General features: G+C 66.3%; 14 protein-coding genes. 10 read left to right on the top strand and 4 right to left on the bottom strand.

What is annotated here, in order from left to right; all coding sequences use genetic code 11:
- Positions 1-21 precede the first annotated feature (21 nt).
- Positions 22-3,633 carry an autotransporter domain-containing protein gene (locus TSA1_RS29360; protein ID WP_100179368.1) on the bottom strand — a complete coding sequence of 1,204 codons (3,612 nt, stop codon included), beginning with the start codon at positions 3,631-3,633 and terminating at the stop codon, positions 22-24.
- A 320-nt stretch (positions 3,634-3,953) separates the two neighbouring features.
- On the opposite strand from TSA1_RS29360, the gene TSA1_RS29355 reads away from it, so the two are divergent.
- The 10 genes from TSA1_RS29355 (at position 3,954) to TSA1_RS29310 (ending at position 13,564) form a co-directional block, all read left to right on the top strand.
- Positions 3,954-4,985: a helix-turn-helix domain-containing protein gene (locus tag TSA1_RS29355; RefSeq protein ID WP_100179367.1), complete on the top strand. Its 1,032-nt coding sequence runs from the start codon at positions 3,954-3,956 to the stop codon at positions 4,983-4,985.
- Between the two features lie 142 nt (positions 4,986-5,127).
- Positions 5,128-6,435, top strand: coding sequence for a glutamate-5-semialdehyde dehydrogenase (locus TSA1_RS29350; RefSeq protein WP_100179366.1), 1,308 nt, complete (start codon positions 5,128-5,130; stop codon positions 6,433-6,435).
- 23 nt (positions 6,436-6,458) lie between these two features.
- Positions 6,459-7,103 carry a nicotinate-nucleotide adenylyltransferase gene (locus TSA1_RS29345; RefSeq protein ID WP_174719121.1) on the top strand — a complete coding sequence of 215 codons (645 nt, stop codon included), beginning with the start codon at positions 6,459-6,461 and terminating at the stop codon, positions 7,101-7,103.
- A gap of 195 nt (positions 7,104-7,298) precedes the next feature.
- On the top strand, positions 7,299-7,655 hold the full coding sequence (rsfS, locus tag TSA1_RS29340; protein WP_100179365.1) for a ribosome silencing factor: 357 nt from the start codon (positions 7,299-7,301) through the stop codon (positions 7,653-7,655).
- A gap of 96 nt (positions 7,656-7,751) precedes the next feature.
- Positions 7,752-8,234 carry a 23S rRNA (pseudouridine(1915)-N(3))-methyltransferase RlmH gene (gene rlmH / locus TSA1_RS29335; protein ID WP_100179364.1) on the top strand — a complete coding sequence of 161 codons (483 nt, stop codon included), beginning with the start codon at positions 7,752-7,754 and terminating at the stop codon, positions 8,232-8,234.
- 32 nt (positions 8,235-8,266) lie between these two features.
- Complete coding sequence (locus TSA1_RS29330; protein ID WP_100181405.1) at positions 8,267-9,637, top strand: murein hydrolase activator EnvC family protein; 1,371 nt, start codon at positions 8,267-8,269, stop codon at positions 9,635-9,637.
- Entirely contained in the window at positions 9,634-10,992 is a 1,359-nt protein-coding gene (locus TSA1_RS29325) for a S41 family peptidase (RefSeq protein WP_100179363.1), read from the top strand. Before TSA1_RS29330 ends, TSA1_RS29325 begins: the two co-directional genes overlap by 4 nt.
- 180 nt (positions 10,993-11,172) lie before the next feature.
- Entirely contained in the window at positions 11,173-12,408 is a 1,236-nt protein-coding gene (locus TSA1_RS29320; protein WP_100179362.1) for a divergent polysaccharide deacetylase family protein, read from the top strand.
- Positions 12,409-12,486: 78 nt separating this feature from the next.
- Positions 12,487-12,993, top strand: coding sequence for an RNA pyrophosphohydrolase (locus tag TSA1_RS29315; RefSeq protein WP_100179361.1), 507 nt, complete (start codon positions 12,487-12,489; stop codon positions 12,991-12,993).
- Between the two features lie 61 nt (positions 12,994-13,054).
- Positions 13,055-13,564, top strand: a complete 510-nt coding sequence (locus TSA1_RS29310) for an RNA pyrophosphohydrolase (protein ID WP_100181404.1) — start codon at positions 13,055-13,057, stop codon at positions 13,562-13,564.
- A gap of 39 nt (positions 13,565-13,603) precedes the next feature.
- On the opposite strand, the gene TSA1_RS29305 is transcribed toward TSA1_RS29310, so the two are convergent.
- The 3 genes from TSA1_RS29305 to TSA1_RS29295 form a co-directional block, all read right to left on the bottom strand.
- Entirely contained in the window at positions 13,604-14,878 is a 1,275-nt protein-coding gene (locus TSA1_RS29305; protein WP_100179360.1) for a hypothetical protein, read from the bottom strand.
- Between the two features lie 16 nt (positions 14,879-14,894).
- The gene (locus tag TSA1_RS29300) at positions 14,895-15,197 is read right to left on the bottom strand and encodes a hypothetical protein (RefSeq protein WP_100179359.1); all 303 of its coding nucleotides are present in this window, start codon (positions 15,195-15,197) and stop codon (positions 14,895-14,897) included.
- 510 nt (positions 15,198-15,707) lie between these two features.
- Positions 15,708-17,375, bottom strand: coding sequence for an adenylate/guanylate cyclase domain-containing protein (locus TSA1_RS29295; RefSeq protein WP_100179358.1), 1,668 nt, complete (start codon positions 17,373-17,375; stop codon positions 15,708-15,710).
- Between the last annotated feature and the right edge of the window lie 60 nt (positions 17,376-17,435).

Raw genomic sequence — 17,435 nt, 5'->3', positions numbered from 1 at the left:
ATCCCATCCGACGATCGAGGCCTACCACGCGTAGCGGACGCCGCCTTTGCCGGCGTAGCTCCTGACCACGTCCGAGAACGTCCCTTCGAACGACGCCGAGATCGAGACGCCATTGCGCCACGTGATCTCGGCGGACGCACTCGCCAGCGCGGCGTCGGGACCGGGCGATGCGCCGCCGACGACGAAGCTTGCGCCGGGCAAGGTCTGGAAGGTGGCGACGATGCTGCGATCGACGCCGTATTCGTGCGCCCACGCGGCCCGGCCGCGGACAGTCAGCACCGCCTGATCGATCAGGAGCGACTTGTCGGTGCGCAAGCCGATCTCGCTGCGCGTCGCAGTCGCCGTCCTCGCCGCGTAACGCAGTGCAAAGGTGCCGGAGCCGGCCACCGCCTGCTCGGCATAGGCGGGCAGATCGAACGCGGTCACCTGCGCGGCTGCATAAGGCGTGACGCCGAGCCATCGCGCCGCGAAACGGTAGCCGGCCTCGGCGCGTGCGGACAAGGCATTGGCATCGAATTGCGCCCGCAGCCGCTCGCTACCGCTCACGGTGACGGTGCGGTCGGTGGTGACGTCCTGCCAGCCATAGGCAAGCGCCGCGGTGACATAGGCCGGCCCGGCCGCATGCCGCACGAAAGCGCCGGCCTGGAACAGGTCGGAGCGACCGCCGCCGCCCGCGGCGACGTTGAAGCTCGTTCCGCCCCCGGCCAACGCGAAGCCGGCGACCGTGCGCGGCGACAGCCACACATCCGCGCCGACGGCGGTGCCGGCCACGCGACTGGTGGCGGCATTGGAGCCGGTCACCGCATTGCCGTCGGTCATCTGCGACCCACCAAAGCCGGCGGCCCAAACGCTCCAGCGCGAATCGAAGCTCGCGCGCGACGGTGCCTTGGCCATCATGCCGTAGGCCTCGCGCTCGGCGCCGTGGCGCTTGCCGGCCACAGCGGCATAGCCGATCGCACCATCGGCATCCGCGCCGCGCGAACCGCGCCCGTCGACGAAGGGATCGGTGAGCACACCGAGAAACTGGTCCATGGCATCGAAGGTCGTCTGCTGCGCACCGGTTGCGGTCTCGCCGGAAAGCTGGGTCAGTGCGCCCGCCAGCGGCGTGCCGGTCAGCCCGAACAAGGCGACGAAGCCGGGCGGCAGCGTCCCGCCGCCGTTGAAGAAGCCGTTGAGCGCATCGGCGACATTTCGCTGATTGCGGTTCAACCCGCCGGAGGAGAGCGCACCGAGTTGCGCCGTCAAATCGATCAGCACGTCGGTTGCGGTGGTCCGCAGGCCGACGCTGAATCCGGCCGGCAGGGCGACGGTGGAGAAGGCGGTAAAATTGCCGCTGATCGACCCCGCATGCAGGATCGAATAGCTGCGGGTGAGATACGTTCCGGATGCAAACGCCGCGGTCACGCCGCCCGCGAGCGTCGCAGCGCCGGTGACGACGGCGCCGGTCGTCGCGCTCGGATTGAGTTGCACCAGATAGGCCGCCCCCGACTGGAAGGCGAGATTGCCGGCAATCGTCGTTGCGCTGCCCGGCGTCCCCGAGCCGGGCGCGAAAATCGCCCCGCCCTGGATCAGCGTATTGCCGAGCGTGCCGCTGCCGCTGAGGATGGCACCGCTGCCGATCGTGGTCAGGCTCGACGACGCAATCGAGCCATTCACCCGCAGCTCGCCGCCGCCGACGAGGGTTGCGCCGCTGTAGGTGTTGACGCCGGTGAGCACCAGCAGGCCGCTGCCGGCCTTGGTCAAGGCCATCGCTCCCGCGCCGTCCTGGATCGTGCCGGAGAACACCGTCGAGCTGTTGTCCCCGCCGGCGGTCAGGACGGCGGCGCCGCCGCTGTTGGTCACGGTGCCGGCGCCGGCCAGCGATCCCACGGCGTTGGAGAATCCGCCGAGGTCGAGCACCGCGCCGGCGAAAACCGTCATTGCGGAATTGTTGCCGAAGGCGCTGGTCGAGCCGGCCTGCAGCGTGCCGGCCTCGACCATGGTCGGGCCGGTATAGGTGTTCAGGCCCGACAGAACGAGCGTTCCGGCATAGCCGCTCTGGTTGTTGACGACGACATCGCCCGACCCCGACAGCACGCCGCTCAGGTTGACGGTGTTGCCGGTGAGAACGTTGTAGGTCGGATCGCCGGTTGCCGTGATGTCGTTGGCGACAGTGAAGCTGCCGTCGAAGTTCACGGTGACGCCGGTGACGCCGCCGTTGAGCGTCAGCGCGCCGCTGCCGAGCGCGCCGGAATTGCCGACGACGAGCGTCGTGCCCTCGTTGATGGTAGTGCCACCGCTATAGGTGTTGGGGCCGGCAAGCGTGAGAGTGCCGCCGCCGCTCTTGGTGAGCGCGACGCTGCCGCCCTGGTCGGCGGCGTTGGTGCCGCCGCCGGGATTGGTTCCGCCCGAGCCGATGTAGTCGGCAATTCCGTTCGCAATCGACTGGCTGCCGGCGCCAAAGGCGAGTGTGGTCGGGGTGCCGCCGGTGCCCTGGAAGAAGATGCCGGACCCGAAGGCGCTGCCTGGATCGCCGTAGCCGCCGCCACCACCACCGCCGGCAACGCCGTTGCCATTGACGGTCAACGAGCCGGTGACCGTGACGGTGCCGCCGGTCTGGACATAGACCGCGCCGCCGGCACCGAGCCCGCCGCCGCCGCCCGCGCCGCCCGCGACGAGCAGGCTGACATTCGCGGCTCCGGCGCCGAAGCCGCCGGCGCCGCCGATGCGCGTAGTCGAGTAAGCGGCGGCGCCGCCGCCACCGAAACCGCCATTGCCGCCGGCGGCGCTAACTCCGCTGAATGCGCCGCCGCCGCCGCCGCCATACCCGCCCGCGCCGCCGCTAGCCTGGCCACCGATGAAGTTGGAGCCGCCGCCCCCGCCGCCGCCGAATCCTCCGCTGCCGCCCTGCGTGTTGCCCAGCGTATAACTATTGTCGGCGCCGCCGCCGCCACCACCGAACCCTCCGTTCCCCCCGGTGCCGCCGCTGCTGGTTGTGCCTATGCCGCCGTTGGTGCCGCCGCCATTGGTGCCAAGACCGCTCACGCTATCGCTGCCGACGGCCAGCCCGCCGCCGCCGTTACCCGCTGAGCTCGGGCTGCTTCCGCCATTTCCTCCCATCCCGCCGCCGCCACCGGCCAGGTTGTTGGTGAAGGCGCCGCCCGCGCCCCCGCTCGCCTGGTTGTTGCTCAGGCTCACATTGCTGAGCGTCAGCGCGCCGTTGCTCGACACGAACACCGCGCCGCCGAGACCGGCGCCGCCGCCGCCACCGTCGATGCCGAGGCCGCCATGCGCCGCCGCATTGGCGATGGAAAGATTCGCGATCGTGACCGAATAGGTCGAGCCGGTCGTCCCGGCGTCGCCAATGAAGAACGGGCGATAGGTCCCGGCCCCGCTGATGACGGGATTGTTGCCGTTGCCGTCGATGGTCAGGTTCCTGGTGATGACAGGCAGCTCGCTCGCAAGCGTGATGGTGCCGCCGGTCTGGAACATGATGGTGTCGCCATTGCCGGCGCTGGTGATCGCCGCCCGCAGGCTCCCCGCGCCGCTATCTGCCGTGGTCGTCACAAACAGCGTGGCTGCGTTTGCCTGGCAGGCGAGGCCGAGCGTGGCGGCGATAAGCGCGAAGCGCAGCGGCAGTCCGATGGACTTCAATGTCGCGAACCTCAAGCAGAAGCATTGCCGCACCTGCCTGCAAGTCGGGCATTCGCGACGTCGTAAGACGCCGCAGAGGGGTAACAGGTTGTCCATGCGGGCGATGTGCTCAGCGTCTCACGCGAGGATTTCACCGGACGCTGATGCACGCGGAGCACAGAGCCGCTTGGCTGCACCAGCCTCGCACGATCTCACCAGGGTAGTGTTGCTTGCGACGCGGTTTTCGGATCGCTAATGAATGCTGCCGATATCGGCGCCCGCATTGGTCAACGCCGTGTGCGGTCTTGCCGTTGTCGAAACGCGATGTCCACGAGGCACGAATGAGCGAGACCATGTCGGCCGACGAGACCGGGCGCGGCGCGCCAGCGCTCGCACAGTTGCGGGCGGCAACGTCGGGCATCTGCGACGTCATTCCGCTGACCGCCGACGATGACTTCCATGTTTCCACCGCGACAATGGCGTTCGGCAATGCCTTGCTGATCGAATCCTTCGCGACCGCGCTGGAATACAACAGGACACCCGCGCACGTCGCGCGCGGCGGCCTCGATCACTATCAAGTCGTCCTCTGCCTGCACGGCGAAATGCAGTTCGCCTCGGGACGCCGCGAGGTGACGCTGCGGCCTGGCGACATCTGCCTGATCGACATGGCGCAACCGAACCGCACCGTGCTGACGGGGGCGGACGACGCGCGCGCCCATCACATGGCGCTGATCCTGCCGCGCCCGCTGCTGGCGCCCCGGCTGGCCCATCCGGACTCGGCGACGGCGTCATCGCTGCCGGCCGGGCATCTCCACGCCCGCCTTCTGGCAAGCCAGTTTGCCGCGCTTTGGCGGCCGACCGAGCCTGATGCCGGCGCCCCCAACGCCACCATCGAGGCTACGATCGAGGCCATGGCCGATATCGTCGCCGGGGCCGCCGGCAGCGTGGTCGACGTGAACGGCACCATCGAGCGGGCCGAGCGGCATCTGTATCTCGCGATGATCAAGCGCCACATCGCAGCCAATCTCGACATCGAAGCGCTCACGGCCCAGGAGCTCTGCCGCCGCTTCCAGATCTCCCGGGCCAGCCTTTATCGCCTGTTCGAGGACGACGGCGGTCTCGCACGCTACGTGCAGGAGCAAAGGCTCAATCGCGCCTTGATGCTGCTGATCTCGCCGGCGTCGCGGGACCGGCGCCTGATCGATCTTGCCGTCGATCTGCAATTCAGCAGCGACTCCACGTTCGTCCGCGCCTTTCGCCGGCAGTTTGGCCTGACCCCGGGCGAGATCAGGAGCATGTCGGCAGCCTGGATCAGGGATCACGGCCAGGAGCCGGGACCGGACGAGCTGCTTCATCGGCTGGGGCGCCACTGACAGGCGGGTGTTTTCCCGGCCCCACCAAGCGAATTCGTGCCGGCCCGCACGGCCTTGCGGCCCCTGCCGGCGCGATTCCCAGCCTCGCCAAACCCGGGATTTCCGTGCTAGGACACTGCCTTAGCAGAAGGTTGAAACCCCAATGGCCGCCCCCCTCAAAGCCGTCGACGGCAATGCCGATCGTGCCAGCGATCTCTTGGCGCTGATGTCCGATCTCGCCACCCGTGCCCGCGCTGCCGCGCGTGTGCTGGCGCTGGCGCCGCCGGAGCAGAAGAACCGGGCGCTCGAAGCCATGGAGCGGGCGATCCGCGGCAATGCGGCGGCGATCCTCGCCGCCAATGCCGAGGATGTCGCGGAGGCCCGCGCGTCCGGCAATGCCACCTCCTCCTTCATCGACCGCCTGACGCTGACGCTGGCGCGTATCGAGGGCATGGCCGAGGGCATCGGCATCGTGCGCGGCATCGCCGATCCCGTCGGCATCGTCACCGAGAGCTGGCAGCGGCCGAACGGCATGATCATCGAGCGCGTGCGCGTGCCGCTCGGCGTCGTCGGCGTGATCTTCGAGAGCCGCCCGAACGTTGCGGCGGATGCCGGCGTGCTGTGCCTGAAGTCGGGCAATGCCGTGATCCTGCGCGGCGGCTCCGACAGTTTCCGCTCCTGCCGCGCCATCCACGAATGCCTGGTGCAGGGCCTGCGCGACGCGGGCCTCCCCGAAGCCGCCATCACGCTGGTGCCGACGCGCGACCGCGCGGCGGTCGGCATGATGCTGTCGGGGCTGAACGGCGCGATCGATGTCATCGTGCCGCGCGGAGGAAAAAGCCTCGTCGCACGCGTCGAGCAGGAAGCGCGCGTGCCTGTGTTCGCGCATCTCGAAGGCGTCAACCACGTCTATGTCGACGCCAGCGCCGACCTCGCCATGGCGAAGTCGATCGTGCTCAACGCGAAAATGCGCCGCACCGGCGTCTGCGGCGCGGCCGAGACGCTGCTGGTCGATCGCGCCGCTGCTGCGAAGAACCTGAAGCCGCTGGTCGAGATGCTGATCGAGGCCGGCTGCGAAGTACGCGGCGACGATGCCGTGCAAAAGGCCGATGCACGCGTCAAGCCCGCGAACGAAGACGATTGGGACACCGAATATCTCGACGCGATCATCGCCGCAAAAGTGGTGGACGGCGTCGACGGCGCAATCGCGCACATCCAGAGCCACGGCTCGCACCACACCGACGCGATCGTGAGCGCTGACGAGCGTGCGGCGAAGAAATTCCTCAGCGAGGTCGATTCCGCGATCGTGCTGCACAACGCCTCGACACAGTTCGCCGATGGCGGCGAGTTCGGCTTCGGTGCCGAGATCGGCATCGCCACCGGTCGCTTCCACGCCCGCGGCCCTGTCGGCGCCGAGCAATTGACGAGCTTCAAATACCGCGTTCACGGCACCGGGCAGACGCGGCCGTAGGTAACGTTGCAAGGCGCGGGGCATTGAGCAACAATTTCGTCGTGCCGCGCTTCTTCGCGCAGGCCGTACCGCCGTACACCGAAGGCATGCGCATCGGCCTGCTCGGCGGCTCGTTCAATCCGCCGCACCAGGCTCATCGCGCGATCAGCCAGTTCGCACTGAAGCGCCTTCAGCTCGATCGCGTGTGGTGGCTGGTGACGCCGGGCAATCCGCTCAAGGAGAACGGCAATCTGCACGAGCTCGGCGAGCGCATGCAGGCCGCCCGCGACGTCGCCAACGATGCCAGGATCGAGGTGAGCTGTCTCGAATCCGTCATTCGCACCCGCTATACTATCGACACGATCAACACCTTGCGCCGCCGCCTCTCCGGCTTGCGCTTTGTCTGGATCATGGGCGCCGACAACCTCGCTCAATTCCATCGTTGGCAGCACTGGCGGCGCATCGCCGACCAGGTGCCGATTGCGGTCATCGATCGCCCGCCGCAGAGTTTTCGCGCCCTCGCCTCTCCCGCCGCCCAGGCGCTCGCGCGCTACCGCCTGCCCGAGAATAAGGCAACCCTGCTTGCGGATCAGCCGCCGCCGGCCTGGGTTTTCCTGACCGGAATGAAGCTGAATCTCTCCTCGACCGGCCTGCGGAACCCGGACGGAAGCTGGAAAGGTACGAAGTGAGTCAGACTGTGCGGAGGGGGCTCTCTGGCATATTGAAACCCTTAACCCCACATGATGTAGTGTAACCGGTGAGCGCCGGATTCGGCGTTCGCGATACAGTGAAAGGAATGGTCCCTGACCACATCTGTATTGTCCAAGTCTGTTTTACCCAAGGTTGCCAAGCCGACGCGTAAAACATCGACCAAAGCTGCGGCCTTGAAGGCGCAACCCGACGCCGACAAGACGCTGAGCCTGATCCTCTCCCGCCTCGAGGACATGAAGGCGGAAGAGACGGTCACCATCGACCTTCGCGGCAAATCGGCGTATTCCGACTACATGATCGTCACCACCGGCCGGGCCAACCGGCACGTCGGCGCGATCGCGGAAAACGTCACCAAGAGCCTCAAGGAAAACGGCATCAAGAACATCCATGTCGAGGGCTTGCCCAATTGCGACTGGGTGCTGATCGATTCCGGCGACGTGATCGTGCACGTGTTCAGACCCGAGGTCCGCGAATTCTACAATCTCGAGCGGTTGTACACGCAGGGCCCGGGGGCGGCGAAGGCGATCTAGGCTCACCTGAGCCGATTTCGAATCGGCTGACGCGCATGCTAGCGTCGTGCGCGCGCTTATCGCGCGCGATCTCGAAAACGCGACTCTGAAGACATCATGCGTGTTGCTGTCATTGCGGTGGGCCGGCTGAAGCAAGGCCCCGAACGGGAGCTTGCCGACCGCTATTTCGAGCGGTTCGACGAGGCCGGCCGCAAGCTCGGATTCCGCGAGCTCCTGATCCACGAGATCCCCGAAAGCCGCGCGCGCGACACCGCCACGCGGATGGCTGAAGAGGCCGCGGCGATCTCGGCCCATGTTCCGGACAAGGCGATCCTGGTGGCGATGGACGAGCGCGGCCAGAATCTCGATTCCACCGTATTCGCACGGAATCTCGGCCGCTGGCGCGACGAGGGGGCCGGACATACTATCTTCGTGATCGGAGGGGCGGACGGACTTTCGCCCGAATTGCGCCGTAAGGCCAAGCTCGCGATCGCGTTCGGCTCTGCGACCTGGCCGCATCAAATGGTCCGCGTCATGCTTCTGGAACAGCTTTACCGGGCCGCCACCATCCTGGCCGGCCACCCCTATCACCGCGCGTGATGCGCGCCACAACGAGCACCTTTGCCGACACGATGCGAGCGCCGCTCCTCAACCTGCTGCTGATCACTGGCGTTGCCGGCGCAAGCCTCGCGCAAGCGAACATAAGCCTCGCGCAAGCTCAGACGCAGGGTCAGACGATTGCGCCGGCGCCGCAGACCGCAGCCGTCTCGCCCGATGCCATCAAGCAGCGCGAGCAGGAGCTGGAAGCCGCCCGCGCCAGGCAAAAGAGCGCCGAGGAAGCGCAGGCCAAGCTCAAGGCCGAGATCACATCGCTTGGCAAGGACCGCACGCAGCTCAATCAACAGCTGATCGACACCGCCGCCAATGTGCGCGCGGTCGAGACCAAGATCGACGACACCGAAGCGCGGCTGCGAAACCTGAACGGCCGCGAGCAGGAGATGCGCGCTTCACTGGATTCGCGCCGCGCCGACATCGTCGAGGTGCTGGCGGCGTTGCAGCGGGCCGGACGGCGCACGCCGCCGGCGCTGCTGGTGCGCCCCGAGGATGCGCTGCAATCGCTGCGCACCGCGATGCTGCTCGGCGCCGTCGTCCCCGAATTGCGCGGCCGCGCCGAGAAGATCGCAAGCGAGCTCGGCGAGCTCGTCGCCTTGCGCAAGACCATCGCCACCGAGCGTGACCAGCTCGCCGCCGACCGCGACAAGGTCAGGAGCGACCAGACCCGCCTCACTGCCCTCGTCGACGAGCGGCAGCGCCAGCAGGCGGCGCGCGAAAAGGATCTCGACGCCGAGAACTCGCGCGCGATCATGCTTTCAAAGCAGGTCGGCGATCTCCAGGGCCTGATCACCAAGATGGAGCAGGACCTGCAAAGCGCCGCCAAGGCCGCCGAGAAGGCGGCCGAAGCTGCAAGGCAGGCCGAGGCCAAGGAAGCCAAGCTGGCAGCCGCCAGTGCCAAGGCCGGGCCGGGCGCCTTCAAGGACCGCTCCCGCACCACCCCGGCCATCGCGTTCGCCTCGGCCAAGGGTCTGCTCCCGCTTCCGGTTAACGGTAACAAGATCAGGGATTTTGGCGGTTCCGACGGGGTCGGTGGGGTCCAGAAGGGCATTTCGCTGGCAACCAAGCCCGGCTCCCAGGTCACGACACCGTGTGACGGCTGGGTGGTCTATTCCGGCCCGTTCCGCAGCTATGGACAACTCTTGATCCTCAACGCCGGGGGCGGGTATCATGTCCTGATCGCCGGGATGGAGCGCATTTCGGTCAACATCGGACAGTTTGTGCTCACGGGGGAGCCGGTCGCGACCATGGGGTCGACATCTCAAGTCGCCTCCATTCTCGCGACCAACGCGAGTCAACCTGTGCTGTATGTCGAGTTCCGTAAGGACGGCACTCCAATCGATCCAGGCCCATGGTGGGCCGCAAATGAAGGCGAGAAGGTTCGCGGATGATGCGCAAGACTTCAGTAATCCTCCTCAGCGCAGCCACCGGTGCGGCGCTGACGCTGTTCGTGACCCAGCCGCGCGCGGTGTTCATGGGCTCCAGCGCGCGAGCCGCCACCGCGGACACCTATCGCCAGCTCAATCTGTTCGGCGACGTCTTCGAGCGCGTGCGCTCGGACTATGTCGAGAAGCCCGACGACACCAAGCTGATCGAATCCGCGATCAGCGGCATGCTCACCGGCCTCGATCCGCATTCGAGCTACATGGACGCCAAGAGCTTCCGCGACATGCAGGTGCAGACCCGCGGTGAGTTCGGCGGTCTCGGCATCGAGGTCACGATGGAAGACGGCCTGATCAAGGTGGTCTCGCCGATCGACGACACGCCGGCCTCGCGCGCCGGCATCATGGCCAACGACATCATCACCAATCTCGACGACGAGGCGGTGCAGGGCCTGACCCTGAACCAGGCGGTCGAGAAGATGCGCGGCCCGGTCAACACCAAGATCAAGCTGAAGATCATCCGCAAGGGCCAGGACAATCCGCTCGACGTCACGCTGGTGCGCGACAACATCCGCGTCCGTTCGGTGCGCGCGCGCATCGAGCAGGACGACATCGCCTATATCCGCATCACCACCTTCAACGAGCAGACCACCGAAGGCCTGAAGCGCGAGGTCGCCAACCTCTCGAATCAGATCGGCGACAAGCTCAAGGGCTACATCATCGACCTCCGCAACAACCCGGGCGGCCTGCTCGAGGAAGCGGTTACCGTCTCCGACTCCTTCCTGGAGAAGGGCGAGATCGTCTCGACCCGTGGCCGCAATGCCGAGGAGACCCAGCGCCGCACCGCGCATGCCGGCGACCTCACCAAGGGCAAGCCGGTCATCGTGCTGGTCAATGGCGGCTCGGCCTCGGCGTCGGAAATCGTCGCCGGCGCGCTGCAGGACCACAAGCGCGCGACCATCGTCGGCACGCGCTCGTTCGGCAAGGGCTCGGTGCAGACCATCATCCCGCTCGGAAGCGGCAACGGCGCGCTGCGCCTGACCACGGCGCGCTATTACACGCCGTCGGGCAAGTCGATCCAGGCCAAGGGCATCGTGCCCGACATCGAAGTGCTGCAGGACGTGCCGGACGAGCTGAAGGCGCGCACCGACACCAAGGGCGAGGCTTCGCTGCGCGGCCATCTCAAGAACGACGGCGACGAGAAGACCGGCTCGCAGTCCTATGTCCCGCCGGACGCCAAGGACGACAAGGCGCTCAAGCTCGCCGGCGACCTGCTCCACGGCATCAAGAACAGCGCCTCGGCCGCGCCCGCCCCGGGCGGCGACACCAAGGCCACGACCGACAAGCCCAAGGCGGCGAACTAAGGCCGCGAACTAAGGCGGCCAACGAAGTCGGCGTCTCACGCGATCCCACAAAGGGCGGCTCCAGGAGCCGCCCTTTTCGTTTGGAACTCTCGTTGTCCTGCTGGCATCCCCGGCCTATCCCGGCCTGCCGCCGCTTGACCTCGGCGTGGTATCGTCGGCACGAGTGATTCGGGATCGCGCATGACTGAAACGGCCGATGATCTGAGCGCCCCGCTCGGACAGGACAAGCCGCGCCGGAAACGCCGGCTGCGGCTGCCGTTCTCGGCCATGCAGCTGCTCGCCGTGCTGCTCGGCCTGTTCCTGCTCACCTTTGCCGGCTTCGCCATCTTCAACAAGGATCCGCTCGGCGGAGAGCCGATGACGCGGATCGCGATCCGGGATCCCAAGGCGACCGACGAGAAGCCCGCGGCCTCCGGTCACGGCCAGGACGGCAAGCACGAGAGCAAGCCGGACAGCAAGCTCGAGACCAAGGACGCGCCGAAACCGCCGGGCGAGCAGAAGACCGTCACCATGATCGACGGCTCGACCGGCGCGCGCCACGACGTGGTGATCGGCGCCGGCGATGCCGCCGAGAAGAGCGAAGCCGCGGCCGCTTCAGCCCCGCCGCCGGTCATGGCCGGAATCGATCCGAAGCTGCTGGAGAAGTCGCGCTACGGCATGATCCCCGTGGTCGCCGGCGACCTGAAGCCGTTCAACGTCTATGCCGCGGATGCCGACCGTGCCAAGGCCGCCAAGATGCCGGTGGTTGCCATTGTGATCGGCGGCCTCGGCGTCGGCGCCGCCAAGACCCTAGATGCCATCATGAAGCTGCCGCCGGCGGTGACGCTGGCCTTCACGCCCTACGGCGCCGATCCCGGCAAGCTCGCCGAGCGCGCCCGCGCGCAGCGCCACGAGATCTTCCTGCAGATCCCGATGGAGCCCTACGACTTTCCCGACAACGACCCGGGCCCGCAGACGCTGCTGACCTCGCTCAGCGCCGACCAGAACATGGACCGCCTGTACTGGCATCTGAGCCGGATGCAGGGCTATGCCGGCATCACCAATTTCATGGGCGCGCGCTTCATCGCGACGGAGCCGGCGATGCAGCCGATCATCCGCGAGGCGGCCAAGCGCGGCCTCGGCTTCTTCGACGACGGCTCCTCGCCCCGCAGCATCGCGTCCCAGGCAGCAAGCAGCGCGGCGATGCCGTTCGGCAGAGGCGACATCGCGATCGACGCGGTGCCGACCCCGACCGAGATCGACCGCGCCCTGAACAAGCTCGAATCGGCGGCACGCGAGCGCGGCGCGGCCGTCGGCACGGCCTCCGCCCTTCCCGTCTCGATCGATCGCATCAGCGCCTGGACCAAGACATTGGGCGACCGGGGTATTCTTTTGGTGCCATTGACAACCGCGATGCTGAAATCAAAATCCAGCTAAATCAACGAATTGGTGCGGCACGGATCCTGGCAGGGACCCGGTCAAGCCGTACCGGCAGCATGCGAGAGGTCTGGCGGAATGGCGCGTTACGAGGATCTGCCCTACCGGACCTGTGTCGGCGTGATGCTGATCAACACGAAGGGACTGGTGTTCATCGGTCGCCGCGCTGGCGGCATCGAGCATGTCGACGACACCCATGTCTGGCAGATGCCGCAGGGCGGCGTCGATCCCGGCGAGGACACCTGGGAGGCCGCCAAGCGCGAGCTCTATGAGGAGACCAGCGTGCGCTCGGTCGAGCGGCTCGGCGAGGTCCCCGACTGGCTCACTTACGACATCCCGCGCACGGTCGCCGGACGCGCCTGGAAGGGCCGCTACCGCGGCCAGCGCCAGAAATGGTACGCGGTGCGCTTCACCGGCAAGGACAGCGAGATCAACGTCGAGAAGCCCGGCGGCGGCGGCCACAAGGCCGAGTTCGTGAGCTGGCGCTGGGAACCGATGAAGAACCTGACCGGGCTGATCATCCCCTTCAAGCGCCCGGTCTATGAGCGCGTGGTGCAGGAATTTTCCGCGCTGGCGGATGAATAAATCGAATTGTCGTCCCGCTTCGGTGCTAATGCACCCGGGAATGACGATGAGAGATTTGCGCGTGACGAATGAAAAGCCCTACCGTCCCAATGTCGGGATCGCGCTGTTCAATGCCGATGGCCATGTCCTGATCGGCCACCGCTTCAAGGGCGACGGGCCCGAGATCATCCTGCCCGGCCTCGACTGGCAGATGCCGCAGGGCGGCGTCGACGAGGGCGAGAATTTGCGCGATGCGGCGATGCGCGAGCTCTGGGAGGAGACCAACGTCGTCAGCGCAAACTTCCTCGGCGAGACCGACTGGTTCACTTACGAATTCCCGCCTTACGACGGACCGCAGACGCACCGCCTCGCAAAATTCCGCGGCCAGCGCCAGAAATGGTTCGCGCTGCGCTTCACCGGCAAGGACGACGAGATCGATCCGCTGACGCCGCAAAACGGCCAGCCCGCGGAGTTCGATGCCTGGCGCTGGGAGCGCCTCGACCGTGTTGCCGACCTCGTGGTGCCGTTCCGGCGGGAAGTCTATCGCGCGGTGGCAAGCGAGTTTGCGGCCTTCGCGCGATCGTCGGTTTGAGGCGCCGCTGCGCCGGTATTGGGCTGCAATTCATCTTCTTCAGCACGGCAATCCCCCGCGGCACCTCTCCAAATAGAGATCACTCAGGAATGTGCTGGTCCGGATATGGGCCGGATAGCCTATGGCGATCATCATTTTGTAGAGATCCAGCATCAGCTCCGGATGCGCTTCGGCCGCCGCTAAGAGCTCGGCGAAACGGTCCTCGGAGCCCGGCTGCTCGCGGAGACGCGCAGATTTCAGGTAGCTCAGGGCGGCGTGCAAGACTTCGTCCAAGGCTACCCGGAATGGGACACTGGCGGCGAACATTGCGTCAATCCGCGGGACATAGCGATTGACCTTGTCCGCCGTGACGGGCTTGTCCGGCTCGGACCATTGCGCCAACAAGATGCCGGCCCGCCGCATCACGCATTTGGCTCTGACGTGAATCTGGGCGGCATTCAGCCAATCATCGACTGCAGATTGATCGTCGGCAGCGTCGTCCTCGACCTTCGGAAGCAATGAGCACGAGAACCGCGCCGCGTTCAGGAAACTCTGCGCCTCGATTGCAACGGTCGCCGCCTCAACCGCCTGAACCGGCGTGACATGGAACGTCTTCTGCAAGAACAACCCCACCGCGTGCAGGGCGCGCAGGTCGGCATCGACCTCGCGCAACAACACCCTTGCGTCAATCTGCTCCGTGAGCTGCAGCATGGCGCTGATGTCAGCTGAGGAATGGCCTTCTTCCCGGAGTGCCCCCTCGATATGGGCCAGCATCGTCATTCCATCGATCGAGGCGGAGAGCGAGTCGCGGACGATATGGTCCTGATGAATGTGAGCGAATTCATGCGCAAGGTTGCAGCATTGAAGAGCGGCGCGCATCACCTCGTCGACGCTCGCCAAGCTTTCGTCGCGCAGGGGACTAAACTCGCGCCGCGCACCCGTATGATATGCCGCAACCGCCGCATGCAGAGCCGTGACGGGTAATTTGTCGGCCAGGCAGAACTCCGCGACCCAGCGAAAGATGGCGGCCCGCAGTTTCGCTTCGATCGACCTTTGGCCGCCCTGAGCGGCCTCCGCCTTCAACCTCACATATTCGACCAGCAGAGTGTCGAAGCGCTCGCTTCGCACGAGAACGGTCGTCGGCCCCGACAACAGGATGAAAGGTGACGGAGGACAGCACCAGGATACGAACATCCTGGGGCTCACCTTCAGCTCGCTCGCCAACAGGTCGCAGAATTCCCTGACGAGGGCATCGCCTGCGAAATTGTCTTCGGCGAAGCGTGCGCCGAAGGGAAGGGTCGCCGAGACCATGAGGTGTGCGGTGTCGAGGCTCATAAGCCCTCTCGCGAGCCTACTCGCCGCCCCGGCTCAGATCACGAAACTGCTGCTCGGTTGGATTTGCGATCTCACCTTGGGGCGTCCTGACCTTGGCGAGGCGCCTCTGCTTGATGAGTTCGACAATGATGGGCGCGAGCGCAGTCAGCAGTGGGGCGCTGGCCTGTAGAATCGCCACGACGGACTGGACGCCGTCGTTGTTGCGCTTGTCCAGAAATGAAATCGGCTCGGGCGTGAGCGACGTCAGGCGAGACCTGATCTCGGCGTCCGCCGGGCCGTCCGAGGACAAGATTTCGAGAACAATTGTTTCTGCTGACATGGCTAGCTCCAGACAAACCAGGAATTCACCAAGGACTGGACCGCAGCGAACAAGCCGAGCCATTACAGCCTGGAATTGCGCAGCGCGCAACCAGAGGTGCAGGTCTTGTCGTCCGTTCCGCCGTGAGGGCCTGCGTACGGTCGCCCCGCAATTGCCGGCCTGGAAGTGCGAAACTGCGAAAACAACCCCATGCACAGTAGAATGGGGTTGAAATCATTCGAGAATTTTTCGCCGGAGATTGGCGCGTGAGGGGCGCACCATTCTCTCGCTCCCTCGCCCGCTTGCGGGAGAGGGGTGGGGAGAGGGTGTCTCCCCGGTGGGATTCCCCCAGAGGTTAGAATCCTCACCCGGCGCGCGGGACGATGCTTGGCATCGCCCGGACCGAGTCAATCAAAAGCCATCCGGCTCGAGAGCATTTTCGGTTCTGATTGAATCAGAACCGAAGCTCTAGATTCTTGATTTGACGCGTTTTCTTCACGCGAACCGGTGTCCACTTCGCTCGAAAACGTTCTAATTGATCGGACCCACCGTGAACGGGCCGATCGCGATGACGTGGCAATCGCTGTCGCGCTTGGCGCAGTCGGCCAGCGCGGACTTGACGGCGGCCTGCTCGTCGGCGGCCTTGAGGCCAAGACCTGCCCGGCCGGCGGTGCCGACGGCGACCGCATTCCAGCCCATGGCGTCGCCGAGCTTGCGCACCACCTCACCCCGCGCATCCGCCACGATCGAGGCGTTGCTCGCCGCATTGAAGAAGCCGGTGATCCTGAACAGGGTCGGGATCGGCACGACGAAATTGTCGTCGATCGCAACCACGAGGCACGCCACGCCGGCGATCGCGCCGCACGATTCCAGCGACCGCCGCGCCGCATCCTCCGCGGACGAGGCGCCGAGCACCATGAAATATTGTCCGCCCGGACCGAGCGCGACCGAGCGGGATTTCGCCGCGGGCACGAAGATGTTCTCGAGCCGGACCTTCTGCGGCTCACGCACGATCGGAAAATCCTTCGATGCGAAGGCCCGCTCGATCATCGCATCATGCCGGAAGTAGGGCGGCGGCGGCATCGGCGGCTTGCCATGCGCGTACACGACGGTGTTGCCGAGCGCATAGAGCTCGCATCGCCGCGGCGATTGCGCGGCGTCGGCGCGCTTCTGGCACTGCTCGATCGCCATGTTGCGCGCGGCTTCCTCGTTCGGCTGGTTCATCGCCGAGCCGGTGAAGCCGCCGACATTGAGCGCGAAGGCCTTGTAGTCGCCGGAGCTCGCATAATCGCCGGCGAGGAAGCTGCGAACGCGCTCGTTGATGAAGGGTACGCTGTCGGCTGAAAGCTGGCCTGATGTCGGCGATGCGGACGGCGACGGCGATGGCATCGGCGCCATCGCGGCGCCCGCATTCGGCGGCGCCATCGGCGCCTTTGCCATTTGGGTCGGCATCGGCGTCGGCGACGCGGCCATTGCAGTCGGCGTTGGGCTCGGCGCAGCACTGGGCGTCACGGCCGGAGCTGCGATGCTCGCGGTCTGCTTGAGCTTGGTGTTGTAGAGGAAGCCGGTGACGACGATGCCGACGATCGAGACCACGGCCACCACCAGCGGCCACATCCACACCGGTGCGGCGGCCACCTTCGCAGCCGCCTTCTTCAGCTGCGGCTTGGAATAGCTGCCGTCCTCGCGCCGCATCGCCACCATGTAGGCATGCACCGGCGTCGGGATGTTCTTCACCTCCTGCGCACCGATATCGGCGAATTGCACCGAGAGCTTGTTGGCGACCTGCTCGTGCACCGCACGGGAGACGCAGATGCCGCCGACCTCGGCGAGGCCCTCCAGCCTTGCTGCGATGTTGACGCCGTCGCCCAAGAGATCGCCGTCGCGCTCGACCACGTCGCCGATGGTGATGCCGATGCGGAACGACATCTGCCGGCTCGGCGGATAGGCCATGTTGCGGGTACGCAGGCTCTCCTGGATGTCGATCGCGCAGCGCACCGCATCGACCGCGCTCGGGAATTCCGCGAGCACGGCATCGCCTGCGGTATTGAAGATGCGGCCACTGGCCTTGGCGATGAAATCGTCGACGACCTCGCGGTAGGAGGCCAGACGCCGCAGCGTCTCCTCCTCGTCTTCCGCGACCAGTCTCGAGTAACCGGCAATATCGGCTGCGAAGATCGCCGCGATCTTGCGTTTCATCTGCACCCTGCCCCGGGGACAAAATATGCGGGCAGAATGCCGCGATCCCCAGCACGGTGC

This window comes from Bradyrhizobium nitroreducens, assembly GCF_002776695.1.
Taxonomy (GTDB): domain Bacteria; phylum Pseudomonadota; class Alphaproteobacteria; order Rhizobiales; family Xanthobacteraceae; genus Bradyrhizobium; species Bradyrhizobium nitroreducens.
Note: the sequence above shows the minus strand (reverse complement) of the source record. Positions and strands in the feature narration are given on the sequence as shown.

Excerpts from the sequence above, each read along its gene's own strand:
- TSA1_RS29355 (WP_100179367.1), top strand. The coding sequence starts at position 3,954 with ATGAGCGAGACCATGTCGGCCGACGAGACCGGGCGCGGCGCGCCAGCG.
- TSA1_RS29350 (WP_100179366.1), top strand. The coding sequence starts at position 5,128 with ATGGCCGCCCCCCTCAAAGCCGTCGACGGCAATGCCGATCGTGCCAGC.
- rlmH (WP_100179364.1), top strand. The coding sequence starts at position 7,752 with ATGCGTGTTGCTGTCATTGCGGTGGGCCGGCTGAAGCAAGGCCCCGAA.
- TSA1_RS29330 (WP_100181405.1), top strand. The coding sequence starts at position 8,267 with ATGCGAGCGCCGCTCCTCAACCTGCTGCTGATCACTGGCGTTGCCGGC.
- TSA1_RS29325 (WP_100179363.1), top strand. The coding sequence starts at position 9,634 with ATGATGCGCAAGACTTCAGTAATCCTCCTCAGCGCAGCCACCGGTGCG.
- TSA1_RS29320 (WP_100179362.1), top strand. The coding sequence starts at position 11,173 with ATGACTGAAACGGCCGATGATCTGAGCGCCCCGCTCGGACAGGACAAG.
- TSA1_RS29315 (WP_100179361.1), top strand. The coding sequence starts at position 12,487 with ATGGCGCGTTACGAGGATCTGCCCTACCGGACCTGTGTCGGCGTGATG.
- TSA1_RS29305 (WP_100179360.1), bottom strand. The coding sequence starts at position 14,878 with ATGAGCCTCGACACCGCACACCTCATGGTCTCGGCGACCCTTCCCTTC.
- TSA1_RS29300 (WP_100179359.1), bottom strand. The coding sequence starts at position 15,197 with ATGTCAGCAGAAACAATTGTTCTCGAAATCTTGTCCTCGGACGGCCCG.
- TSA1_RS29295 (WP_100179358.1), bottom strand. The coding sequence starts at position 17,375 with ATGAAACGCAAGATCGCGGCGATCTTCGCAGCCGATATTGCCGGTTAC.